The organism is Streptomyces sp. S.PB5, from assembly GCF_030403745.1.
In the GTDB taxonomy this organism is placed as follows: domain Bacteria; phylum Actinomycetota; class Actinomycetes; order Streptomycetales; family Streptomycetaceae; genus Streptomyces.
Window position 1 is genome coordinate 96,746 of record NZ_JAQMWP010000002.1, and the last position, 11,698, is coordinate 108,443.

Sequence of the window (11,698 nt, forward strand, 5' to 3'; positions counted from 1 at the left end):
CTCGGTACCCTCATGGCGGCGACCGAAGCCGCGCCCTTACCCACAAGGGCCACATCTGAAATTCAGCGAGGAGCGAACCGCGTGACCGCCGAGACGTCCGTGCCGTCCACAGCGCTGCTGGCAGGAGCAGACCGGGACGGTTCCAACTACACCGCGCGGCACCTGCTCGTCCTCGAGGGGCTCGAGGCCGTGCGGAAGCGCCCGGGCATGTACATCGGGTCGACCGACAGCCGCGGTCTGATGCACTGCCTGTGGGAGATCATCGACAACTCCGTGGACGAGGCCCTCGGGGGCTACTGCGACCACATCGAGGTCATCCTCCACGACGACGGCTCGGTGGAGGTCCGGGACAACGGCCGGGGCATCCCGGTCGACGTCGAGCCCAAGACGGGCCTGTCCGGCGTCGAGGTCGTCATGACCAAGCTGCACGCCGGAGGCAAGTTCGGCGGCGGCTCGTACGCGGCCTCCGGCGGTCTGCACGGCGTGGGTGCCTCCGTGGTGAACGCCCTGTCAGCGCGGCTCGACGTCGAGGTGGACCGCGCCGGGAACACCCACGCGATCAGCTTCCGACGCGGCGTCCCCGGTGCCTTCGCCGCGGCAGGGCCCGACGCCAAGTTCGAGACGGGCGGCCTGCGCAAGACCAAGCGCATTCCCAAGACCCGTACCGGCACGCGCGTGCGCTACTGGGCCGACCGGCAGATCTTCCTCAAGGACGCCAAGCTCTCCCTGGACAACCTCCACCAGCGCGCCCGCCAGACCGCTTTCCTGGTACCCGGCCTGACCATCGTCGTCCGCGACGAGTTCGGCCTCGGCGAGGGCGGCAGCAAGGGCGAGGAGTCCTTCCGCTTCGACGGCGGCATCAGTGAGTTCTGCGAGTACCTGGCGAGCGACAAGCCGGTCTGCGACGTCCTCCGCTTCTCCGGACAGGGCACCTTCAGGGAGACGGTGCCGGTCCTGGACGCGCACGGCCAGATGACGCCCACCCAGGTCACCCGCGAGCTCGACGTCGACGTCGCCCTGCGCTGGGGTACGGGCTACGACACGACTCTGAAGTCGTTCGTGAACATCATCGCCACCCCCAAGGGCGGCACCCACGTCGCGGGCTTCGAGACGGCCGTCACCAGCACGATGAACGAAGTGCTGCGCGCCAAGAAGCTGCTGCGCGTCGCCGAGGACGACATCGTCAAGGACGACGCCCTGGAAGGCCTCACTGCGGTGGTGACCGTGCGCCTCGCCGAGCCGCAGTTCGAGGGGCAGACCAAGGAGGTCCTCGGCACCTCGGCGGCCCGTCGCATCGTGAACACCGTGATCTCCAAGGAGCTCAAGGCGTTCCTGACCTCGACCAAGAGGGACGCCGCCGCCCAGGCGCGCGTCGTCATGGAGAAGGCGGTCGCCGCCGCACGCACGCGTATCGCGGCCCGCCAGCACAAGGACGCACAGCGCCGGAAGACGGCCTTGGAGTCCTCGTCGCTGCCCGCCAAGCTCGCCGACTGCCGCAGCGACGACGTCGACCGCAGCGAGCTCTTCATCGTCGAGGGAGACTCCGCGCTCGGTACCGCGAAGCTCGCCCGGAACTCCGAGTTCCAGGCGCTGCTGCCGATCCGGGGCAAGATCCTCAACGTCCAGAAGTCGTCCGTGACCGACATGCTCAAGAACGCCGAGTGCGGCGCGATCATCCAGGTCATAGGAGCGGGGTCGGGCCGGACCTTCGACATCGACGCGGCCCGCTACGGCAAGATCATCATGATGACCGACGCCGATGTGGACGGCTCCCACATCCGGACCCTGCTGCTCACGCTGTTCCAGCGCTACATGCGGCCGATGATCGAGGCGGGCCGGGTGTACGCGGCTGTACCGCCGCTGCACCGCATCGAGCTGATCCAGCCCAAGAAGGGGCAGGACAAGTACGTCTACACGTACTCGGACCGCGAGCTGCGCGACAAGCTCATGGAGTTCCAGAGCAAGGGCATCCGCTACAAGGACTCCATCCAGCGGTACAAGGGCCTCGGTGAGATGGACGCCGACCAGCTGGCCGAGACGACCATGGACCCGCGTCACCGCACCCTGCGCCGGATCAGCCTCACCGACCTGGAGGCGGCGGAGCAGGTGTTCGACCTGCTGATGGGCAATGACGTGGCACCGCGCAAGGAGTTCATCTCCAGCTCGGCGGCGACGTTGGACCGGTCGCGCATCGACGCGTAGGCGCTGCGCTGGGCTTGGGCCGGGAGCTTCGTCCGGGTCCGCAGGGTGGGGTCGGGGAGCCAGGGCCGTGTCTGCCGGGTGGAGTCGCGGGGTTTGGGCGGGGTCTGCCGGGTGGGTTGCGCCGGCTGATCTGGGCTTGCCCGGTGGGTTGCGCGGCGTGATCTGGGCCTGGATTTGGGTCTGCCCTGTGAGGGCCGCCTGGATCCGGGGAGCGCCTGGCTCGTGGGTCGGGTCAGGTCGGGCCCGGGGAGCTGCGTCCGCGGATCCGGCCGGGCCTGAGTGCCGCTTCGGTGGATCCCGGTCGGCCTCGGCGTGCGGGTCTGGCGGATCCGGTCGGCTTGGATGGGGGGTTCGGAAAGTGAAGGGCCCGCCCGAGCCGGGGTGGGTCCGGGGCGCGCTGCCCCGGGGACAGGCAATGCTCGTCCGGTGGTCTTGTCAGGCTCGGTGCGGCTGGCGCGGCTGGCGCGGCTGGTGCGGGTGGTGCGGGTGGGCGGCGTCGGCTCAGACTGGGCTGATCCTGCTCCGGACAGATCGTCGCTCGGGCGGTGGCGCCCATCTCGGCCGAGTCGTCTCTCCACCCGTGGGTGGACATCGGGGTGTACGCGGATCCACCCAGGATCCACCCCCACTCCGATCTCCTGACCTGCGAATTTCCGTAGCTTCGAAGGCGTCGGCAGTGCTCGCTGTCGGCACCGTCCTTCTTCGCTCACGGAGGCTCCGATGTCCGGGCTGCTCGATGCGTTTCTGATCGTGGCCGTGGTCGTCCTGGTGATCGCGCGCCAGTTCCGCGCGCAGCGGATGGATACGGGACGGCGCTGGTGGGTGCTGCCCGCGGTCCTCGCCGTTGTCGCGGTGCGTGAGCCCGGCCTCGTCGACGCCCATCACCACACGGCATCGGTGCTCCTGCTCACCGCCGAGCTGCTCGTCGGTCTGGCCACCGGAGCCGCCTGGGCCTGGACCAGCCGAATATGGGTGGAGCCGGACGGAGCCGTGTGGAGCAAGAGCACCAAGGCGAGCGGGACCGTCTGGTTCATCGGCATCGGTCTGCGCGTCGCCCTCTATGCCCTCGGTGCCGCGCTGGGCGTCCACCAGGATTCGTCCGCTCTGCTTCTCGCGCTGGCGGCCACACTGCTCGTTCGCTCGGGGCTGCTCGCCTGGCGTACCCAGGCGCAGCACACGGCTCCCGTGCGGAGCGCGGCGTACGGTGACCGCGTGCCGCGGCCCGCGTGGAAGGAGCGTGTGTGACGGAGAACGGCTGGACACGCTGGCCTTCCCGGGAGGCGCTCGGGCACGAGGGGCTGTCACAGCCCCGGCGTCTGATCGCCTGGGCCGTACGGCTGATGGTGCTCGGCATGCTGTTGTGGGGCGCTTTCACGACTGGATCGGCCAGCGGCTGGAAGGCGGTCGCCGGTGTGGGTGGTGCCCTGCTTGCCGGGCTGCTCGCCTGGGCGTTCTACCGCGCTACACTCCGCCACTTGCTGTTGCCCGCACTGGCCACCCTTGTGATGCTGCAAGGCCTGGCGATCCTGGGGCAGATATCGGGCTTTCGGGTACCCGCGTTGGCGATGTGGTGCGGTTGCGGGATCGCGGCGCTGGAGCGACTGCCCATGGCCGCCGCTCTTCCTGCCGCGAGCGTGGCGTTCGGCTCCTACGGAGTCGTCAGCGACGACGCCGTGCTCACGACAGCGGTCACCGGACTCGGCCTGGCCCTGGCCGGCTACACGCTGCGCCTCGACGCCGAGGCCCGTGGCAACGCCCAGCGCCTGCTGGCCCAGGAGCGAGCAGCGCGGGCGGCCGAGGCGGAGTCGGCGGCGCTCGCGGAGCGGGCCCGCATCGCACGGGAGATCCATGACGTACTGGCCCACAGTCTCTCGGCCCAGCTGGTGCACCTGGAGGCGGCCCGGCTGCTGGTCGAACGGGGCGCCGACCGGGAGCAGATCCTCGAACGGGTCGTGGCGGCACGGGGAATGGCCCGTGACGGGCTCGCCGAGACCAGGCAGGCACTCTCGGCGCTGCGCGGCGAGCTGACTCCGCTGGAGGACTTCCTGGCCCAGCTGGTGGGGGAGGCCCCGGGTGCAGAGGTCACCATTACGGGTGAGCGAACGTACCTGTCCGCCGAGGCGTCGCAGGCCGTGCGCAGGGTGGCCCAGGAGGCCCTGACCAATGTCCGCAAGCACGCCCCGGGGGCCGAGGTGCGGCTCCGGCTGGAATACGGCGAGCATCAAGTGACCCTGGCCGTAAGGGATTCGGGGGGTTCGCCGGGCGAACTGACCGGTGCTGGGGGCGGGTACGGTCTGCTGGGCATGCGGGAGCGTGCCGAACTGCTCGGCGGTTCGCTGGAGGCCGGGCCGGACGAGGAGGGGTTCGTGGTGACGCTGAAGGTGCCCGTATGACGGAGGAGGTCTGGGGCAGAGCCGCGCGGGTGGTGGTCGCGGACGACCAGACCGTCGTCCGGGAGGGCATCGTGATGCTGCTCGGGCTGCTGCCCGGAGTCGAGGTCGTCGGCGCCGCCGGGGACGGCCACGAGGCCGTGCGGCTGGTCGCCGAACTCGCCCCGGACGTGGTGCTGATGGACCTGCGCATGCCTCGCTGCGACGGCGTGGAGGCGACCCGGCGGATCAGGACCGAACATCCCGGTACCCAGGTCGTGGTGCTCACGACGTTCGCGGACGACGAGTCGCTGTTCCCGGCGCTGCGGGCCGGTGCCCGCGGCTATCTGACCAAGGACGCGGGAGGTGACGAGATCGTACGGGCGGTGCACAGTGTGCTGTCCGGGGACGCCGGGCTGTCGCCGAGCATCCAGCGGCGGCTGTTGGAGCGGCTGTCGGAGCCCGAGCCGCGGCAGGCCGGGCCATCCGAGGCGCCGGACGGGCTCACCGGGCGGGAGACCGAGGTGCTGGTGCTGATCGCCGAAGGGCTCAGCAATCAGGAGATCGCCCGCAGACTGCATGTCTCCACCGCGACCGTGAAGACCCATATCAACAATCTGTTCGCCAAGACGGGGCTCAAGGACCGTGCGCAGGCGGTGCGTTACGCGTATACGAAGGGACTTGTGCGGCCTCCGGCGGGTTGAGTCACCTGATGGGGTGAAGCGAGAGGAGAAGAAGAGTCGGGGATCTTCCCGTTCTGTCCATCCTTGGGCATGCAGTCAAGCAACGGTCGTCCCCGCGGAGACGGGGGTGGTCCCGAAAGTGCGACCGATCACCGCGAAGGTCATGCTCCGGAGTTCACCGAGGCATCCGGAGGTGTGAGGTACGACGACCCCTGGTACGACGCGCTCGCCTCCGGCTGGGGTGAGTCGGGCGGTGCCGGTGGTGCCGTGCCGATTCCGGAGCCCGCCGCTCGGCCCGGACGGACGGAGCGGGAGGACGCGGCCGCCGATGTGTACCTCCAGGTGCAGCGCAGTGCGGCGTTCCAGGAGGTGCGCAGCCGGTACCGGAGGTTCGTCGTGCCGGCGTGCGTCGCGTTCTTCGGCTGGTACGTGGGGTACGTCGTGACCGCGACGACCGCGCCCGGGCTGATGGCGCAGCCGGTGGCGGGCGCGGTGAACGTGGCGATGCTCGCGGGGCTGGGGCAGTTCCTCACGACGTTCCTGCTGACCTGGGCGTACGCCCGGCATGCGCGACTGCGACGGGACCGGGCGGCGTTGGAGCTGCGCTGGGACACTCAGGAACTGACGCGGGGAATCCGGGGCGGTGCTTCGTGACGGGCGACCACCAGACGCTGGCGTTGCTGCTGTTCAGCGCGTTCGTCGCGGTCACGTTGGGGATCACCACGTGGGTGAGCCGCAACCGGCATGGTTCGGCGGAGGAGTTCTACGCCGGCGGGCGGCTGTTCTCTCCGATGGAGAATGGTTTTGCCATCGCGGGCGACTACATGTCGGCGGCATCGTTCCTCGGGATCTCCGGACTCATCGCGCTCTTCGGCTACGACGGGATGCTCTACTCGGTGGGCTTCCTGGTGGCGTGGCTGGTGGTGCTGTTCCTCGTCGCCGAACTGGTGCGCAACTGCGGGCGGTTCACGCTGGCGGACGTGGTGGCGGCGCGGATGAACGAGCGGCCGGTACGGATCGCGGCGGGTACCTCCTCGGTCACGGTGTCCGTGCTGTATCTGGTGGCACAGATGGTGGGCGCGGGGAGCCTGGTCGCCCTGCTGCTCGGCGGTACCGGTGAGGCGGCGCAGACCTGGACGGTCATCGGGGTCGGCGCGCTCATGGTGATCTATGTGTCGTTGGGAGGGATGCGGGCCACCACGTGGATTCAGATCGTGAAGGCGGTCATGCTCCTCGGCGGCACGATCGCGCTGACCGTGCTCGTCCTGGTCCGGTTCCACGGCGACTTCGACCAACTGCTCCTCACCGCCGCCGAGCGCAGCGGGCACGGGGAGAAGTTCCTGGCGCCCGGGCTGAAGTACGGTGGGGACTGGACCGCGCGTTTCGACTTCATCAGCCTGGGACTCGCGCTGGTCCTGGGCACGGCGGGGCTGCCGCACATTCTCTCGCGCTTCTACACCGTGCCCACCGCGCGGGCCGCGCGGCGTTCGGTGGTCTGGTCGATCGGGCTCATCGGCGGGTTCTATCTGATGACGATCGTCCTCGGGTTCGGGGCGGCCGCGATCGTCGGGCCGGATGCGGTCCGCGGATCCAACGCGGCCGGCAACACCGCCGTCCCGCTGCTCGCCCTCGACCTGGGCGGAGGCGCGGACTCCACAGGCGGAACGGTTCTGTTCGCGATCGTCGCCGCCATCGCCTTCGCCACGATCCTCGCGGTGGTCGCCGGGATCACGCTCGCCTCCTCCGCGTCGGTGGCCCATGACCTGTACGCGTCCCTGCGGCGTCGGCGGTCGAAGCCGCGCAGCGAGGTCGCCGTGGCGCGGGTCGCCGCCGTGGGTATCGGTGTGGTGGCGATCGCGCTGGGGCTGCTGGCCCGGGACCTCAATGTCGCGTTTCTGGTGGGCCTGGCCTTCGCGGTCGCCGCGTCCGCCAATCTGCCGGTGCTGCTCTACTCGCTGTTCTGGCGCGGCTTCACCACCCGAGGTGCGGTGTGGTCGGTGTACGGCGGGCTGATCCCGGCCGTGGTGCTGGTGCTGCTGTCGCCCGTGGTGTCGGGCAGCCCGGCTTCCCTGTTCCCGGGGGTGGACTTCCAGTTCTTCCCGCTGCAGAACCCCGGTCTCGTCTCGATCCCGCTGGGCTTCGTCGCGGGCTGGCTCGGGACGGTCACCTCGGCGGAGGTCGCAGACGAGGCCAAGCACGCGGAGACCGAGGTGCGGTCGCTGACGGGGGCGGGGGCGGCCTGAGCGCTCCGCCGGAAGCACGGCGAGGGGTTGTCGGTCGGGTTGCGGCGCCACCGGATCCGCTTGGGTGCGTTGACCTCACCGTCGTACGGCGTCGCCGTCGTCGTACGACGGAAAACCTTGGTTCGGCGGCTACGGCGCCACCCACGCGTACCGGTGCTCCGGGCGGCCTGTGTCGCCGTACTTGAGGGAGAGGCGGAGGCGGTCGGCCTGTTCGAGGTGGCGGAGGTAGCGCTGGGCGGTGGAGCGGCTCAGGCCGGTTTCGGCGGCGACCTCGTGAGGACACGTCCAGAAGCTGGTCAATGCATTCGTCAAGACGCTCAAGTGGATGTCCACGCACAGTGCGCACCAGATCGCCGAGAAGATGCCCGCCGACTACTCGCAGGGCAACACGATCGTCTACGCCTCGGCCATCAAGAGCACCCTGCCGATGTTCACGGACGACGGCGTGATGCCCGAGGACGGCCCGGAGACCGTCGAGGAGGTGCTCAAGGCGTTCAATCCGACCATCCAGAACGCCGAAGTCGACCTGAGCAAGACCTACACGACCGAGTTCGTGGAGAAGGTCACGGGCTGACATCACCGTGCCGACACCCCCGGCGCTGACATTCGCGGCGCCGCCATCCGTATAGAGGGAGGGCACGGTTCCCTTCCCCCGCCCCCACGGGCCGTGCCCTCAGGCGCGGGTCGCCCACACGTAACGGTGTTCAGGGCGGCCCGCGTCGCCGTACTTGAGGGTGAGGCGAGCCCTGCCCGTACGCTCCAGGAGCTTCAGATAGCGCTGGGCGGTCTGCCGGCTCACCCCCGTCCGCTCGGCGATCTCCTGGGCCGACAGCGGGCCTTCGGCGCTCATCAGGGACTGCCGTACGAGCTCCGCGGTGGTGGGGGAGTGCCCCTTGGGCAGGTCCGGCTCCGACGGAGCGGACAGGGCGCCGAAGATGCGGTCCACCTCGGACTGTTCGGCCTCCCCGCCACCGTCGAGCGTGCGGCGCAGTTCCGCGTACGCCTCCAGTTTGGCGCGCAGGCCGGCGAAGGCGAACGGCTTGACCAGGTACTGCAGCGCTCCGTGCCGCATCGCCGCCTGCACGGTCGTGATGTCCCGGGCCGCGGTCACCATGATCACGTCGGTCTGGTGGCCGCGCCGGCGCATCTCCTGGACGACCGACAGGCCTGTCTCGTCCGGCAGATAGTGGTCCATGAGGACCAGGTCGAGCCGGGGCAACAGCTCCACCTGGCGCAGCGCCTCGGCCGCGCTGTGCGCCTCGCCGGCCACATGGAAGCCCGGCACCTTCTCGACATAGGCGGCGTTGACCCGCGCGACCCGGGTGTCGTCGTCCACGACCAGGACCTCGATCATCGCGACTCCTCCTCGACGGCGTTCCCGGTGGCGTCCTCGGCGGCGGAGGGGGCGGTGAGCGCGGGCTCCAGATCAGGGCCCGCCAACGCCTCGGGGAGCACGACGGTGAACTCGGCGCCCCCGCCGGCCGCCTCGGTCACGGTCGCGCTGCCGCCCTGCCGTTCGGCCAGCCTGCGCACCAGGGAGAGCCCGATGCCGCGCTTGCCGTGCGCAGGCGGCTTCTTCGTGGACCAGCCCTCGGTGAAGACCAGTTCCCGGTGTTCCGCAGGGATCCCGGGCCCTGTGTCGCGCACCCTCAGGACGGCGGTACGACCCTCGGCGCGCAACTCGACCTCCACGCGCGCGTGCGGTTTGCCGGCCACGGCGTCCAGCGCGTTGTCCACCAGGTTGCCCACGACCGTGACGATGCCGCGTGGGTCGATCAGCCGGTCCGGCAGCCGGGTCCGGTCCGAGATCCACAGCGCGACCGCGCGCTCCGCCGCCACGGTCGCCTTGCCGACCAGCAGCGCGGCGAGCAGCGGGTCCTCGATCTTCTCGGTGACCTGCTCCGCGGTGGCGCGATGGTCACCGACCACCTCGCCGACGAACTCGACGGCGTCGTCGTACATCTCCAGTTCGAGGAACCCGAGGAGGGTGTGCATGCGGTTGGCGTGCTCGTGGTCCTGGGCACGCAGGGCGTCGATCAGTCCGCGCGTGGAGTCCAGTTCCCGGCCCAGCTGCTCCAGCTCGGTGCGGTCGCGCAGGGTGGCGACGGCGCCGCCGTCGTCGGTGGGCATGCGGTTGGCGATCAGGACGCGCTGGCCGCGGACGGTGAGCAGATCGGTGCCGGTCACCCGGCCGGCCAGCACGTCGGCGGTACGGCCCGCGCCGAGCGCCTCGTCGGGGGAGCGGCCGATGGCCTCGTCGCCGATGCCGAGGAGGCGCTGTGCCTCGTCGTTGAGGAGGCGGACACGGCCGGCGCGGTCCAGGGCGACGACGCCCTCCCTGATGCCGTGCAGCATGGCCTCGCGCTCCGCGAGCAGCGCCGAGATGTCGGAGAAGGCCAGGTCGCGGGTCTGCTTCTGGACTCGTCGGGAGATGATCCAGGCGGCCAGCGCGCCGACGGCCAGGGCGCCACCCGCATAGGCGAGCAGCCCCGGGATCGCGTGGATCAGCCGGGCCCGGACACTGTCGTACGCGATGCCGACCGAGACCGCGCCGATGATCGTGCCGTCGCTGGCGCGCAGCGGCACCTTGCCGCGGGCCGAGCGGCCCAGGGTGCCCTCGTCGATCTCCATGACCTCCTCGCCGGCCAGCGCCCGCGCGGGGTCCGTGGAGACCATCCCGCCGATCTCCTTCGGGTCGGTATGGGACCAGCGCACGCCCTTCGTGTTCATGATCACGACGTACTCGGCCTTGGTGGCCTTCCGGATCCGCTCGGCCTCCCGCTGCACCGGCCCGTCGACCGAGTAGGGCGTGTTCTGGAGGTCCTCGGCGATCTGCGGCTGCTGCGCGGTCGTCTGCGCGATCGCGAGGGCGCGGCGCATCGCCTGGTCGTCCAGCTGGTTGCTGAGGGGCGCCAGGAACAGGCCGGTCGCGAGCACCGTGACTCCCGCGGCGATCGCGAGTTGCATCAGCAGCACCTGCGAGAACACCCGCCTGGGCAGGCCGAGGCGGAGGCGTCGTGCGGGGGCAGTGCGGCTCATACCCATGACGGTACGCGGACGTGTGCCAGGCGCCGAAGGGGCGTGGCGTGGATCTCTTGATCCTGGATCTGTTGATCAATGCATGTGGTCGGCGAGCAGGATCGATCAACGGTGGAGACGCTTGTCGACCCGGTCAACCATTGAGCTCACGAGTCGACCGGACCCCGGTCAGCCCGCGAGCGCCGCAGGCCGCGCCAGCTCACGCACCGCCACCACGTCCATCCGCGCGGGCGAACCCAGCACCGACACCCCGCAGCTCTCCGCGCGGGGCGGCAGGGACGCGCCCTGGGCCACGACGACCCGCCAGCGGCGCCCGTCGACATGCGCGACGGTCACCTCCCAGCGCGGTGCCGAGCCCTCCGTGCGTACGACGCTCAGCGTGCCCGCCGCGTACTCGCCGGCCGCCCTGCGCACCGCCAGCTCCGCCGCCTGACCGGGCCGTTCCCAGGCGGAGCTGCCGCGGCAGCCGTCCACCACGATCCGCCCGTCCCGCACGCTCCGCAGGATCTCCTTGACGGCGGGGGCCCCGACCCGGCCGTACGCGTAGCCGTACGGCAGCACGAGCAGGGTCGGCGAGAAGCGATGTCCACCCAGATGGGTGACCTCCCAGATCCCCTCGGCCCCGGACGTGGCGAGTTCGGCTGCCAGAGGGCGGCCCAGGAGGGCGCAGCAGCGGTCGCGCTTGCCGTTGGTGCAGACGAGCGCCAGCGGGTCGCCCGTGTGGGGCCGCCCGTCGAGTGCCGAGTCGAAACTGCGGTGGTCGCCCGTGCCGAGCGCGGCGAAGTCGAGGTCGAGCAGTCTGCTCGGGTCGCAGATCGTGGCACTGTGCAGCCACGCGTTCCCGGGAGCGGTGTGGGACACGTACACCTGGCGTACGGCCTGTGTGCCGCAGTCGGCGTGCCGTCCGGGGCGGCGGATGAGCGCGATGCGTACGCCCGTGCCCTTCGCCGCCCGTTCCAGGGCCCGCCCCAGTGTGGGGTCCAGGTGGCTCGAAGTGAGCGCATGAGCGCCCCACGGGCCGGGCTGCTCCAGGAGCAGCCAGGTCTTCGCGGTGGCAGCGGTCCCCGAAATGGGCTCGTCGAGATCCCGGGAGACGGATGAACACGTACTCACAGAGGTGAGCCTAACCTGACTTGGCTCGAGGCGACTTCCGGCCTTGCTC

General features: G+C 70.5%; 9 protein-coding genes and 2 pseudogenes. 7 read left to right on the forward strand and 4 right to left on the reverse strand.

Annotated features, from left to right (window positions below; all coding sequences use genetic code 11):
- The first annotated feature begins 81 nt into the window (after window positions 1–81).
- From PH203_RS05305 to PH203_RS05330, 6 genes are all read left to right on the forward strand, one after another.
- Window positions 82–2,202 carry a DNA topoisomerase IV subunit B gene (locus PH203_RS05305; protein ID WP_289916815.1) on the forward strand — a complete coding sequence of 707 codons (2,121 nt, stop codon included), beginning with the start codon at window positions 82–84 and terminating at the stop codon, window positions 2,200–2,202.
- A gap of 720 nt (window positions 2,203–2,922) precedes the next feature.
- Window positions 2,923–3,447 carry a CcdC protein domain-containing protein gene (locus PH203_RS05310; RefSeq protein WP_289916816.1) on the forward strand — a complete coding sequence of 175 codons (525 nt, stop codon included), beginning with the start codon at window positions 2,923–2,925 and terminating at the stop codon, window positions 3,445–3,447.
- On the forward strand, window positions 3,444–4,595 hold the full coding sequence (locus PH203_RS05315; protein WP_289916818.1) for a histidine kinase: 1,152 nt from the start codon (window positions 3,444–3,446) through the stop codon (window positions 4,593–4,595). The genes PH203_RS05310 and PH203_RS05315 overlap by 4 nt, the downstream gene beginning before the upstream one ends.
- Window positions 4,592–5,275: a response regulator transcription factor gene (locus PH203_RS05320; RefSeq protein ID WP_289916820.1), complete on the forward strand. Its 684-nt coding sequence runs from the start codon at window positions 4,592–4,594 to the stop codon at window positions 5,273–5,275. The genes PH203_RS05315 and PH203_RS05320 overlap by 4 nt, the downstream gene beginning before the upstream one ends.
- Window positions 5,276–5,344: 69 nt before the next feature.
- The gene (locus PH203_RS05325) at window positions 5,345–5,908 is read left to right on the forward strand and encodes a DUF485 domain-containing protein (RefSeq protein ID WP_289916822.1); all 564 of its coding nucleotides are present in this window, start codon (window positions 5,345–5,347) and stop codon (window positions 5,906–5,908) included.
- The gene (locus tag PH203_RS05330; RefSeq protein WP_289916824.1) at window positions 5,905–7,497 is read left to right on the forward strand and encodes a cation acetate symporter; all 1,593 of its coding nucleotides are present in this window, start codon (window positions 5,905–5,907) and stop codon (window positions 7,495–7,497) included. Before PH203_RS05325 ends, PH203_RS05330 begins: the two co-directional genes overlap by 4 nt.
- Before the next feature lie 129 nt (window positions 7,498–7,626).
- Here PH203_RS05330 and PH203_RS05335 read toward each other — a convergent pair.
- Window positions 7,627–7,773: pseudogene (locus PH203_RS05335) on the reverse strand (helix-turn-helix domain-containing protein); the annotation flags it as partial.
- 7 nt (window positions 7,774–7,780) lie between these two features.
- Here PH203_RS05335 and PH203_RS05340 point away from each other — a divergent pair.
- Window positions 7,781–8,071 (forward strand): annotated as a pseudogene (locus tag PH203_RS05340) (ABC transporter substrate-binding protein); the annotation flags it as partial.
- A gap of 99 nt (window positions 8,072–8,170) precedes the next feature.
- On the opposite strand, the gene PH203_RS05345 reads toward PH203_RS05340, so the two are convergent.
- The 3 genes from PH203_RS05345 to PH203_RS05355 form a co-directional block, all read right to left on the reverse strand.
- Window positions 8,171–8,851, reverse strand: coding sequence for a response regulator (locus tag PH203_RS05345; RefSeq protein ID WP_289916826.1), 681 nt, complete (start codon window positions 8,849–8,851; stop codon window positions 8,171–8,173).
- On the reverse strand, window positions 8,848–10,536 hold the full coding sequence (locus PH203_RS05350; protein ID WP_289916829.1) for a sensor histidine kinase: 1,689 nt from the start codon (window positions 10,534–10,536) through the stop codon (window positions 8,848–8,850). Before PH203_RS05350 ends, PH203_RS05345 begins: the two co-directional genes overlap by 4 nt.
- A 168-nt stretch (window positions 10,537–10,704) precedes the next feature.
- On the reverse strand, window positions 10,705–11,649 hold the full coding sequence (locus tag PH203_RS05355) for a sucrase ferredoxin (protein ID WP_289916831.1): 945 nt from the start codon (window positions 11,647–11,649) through the stop codon (window positions 10,705–10,707).
- Window positions 11,650–11,698 lie beyond the last annotated feature (49 nt).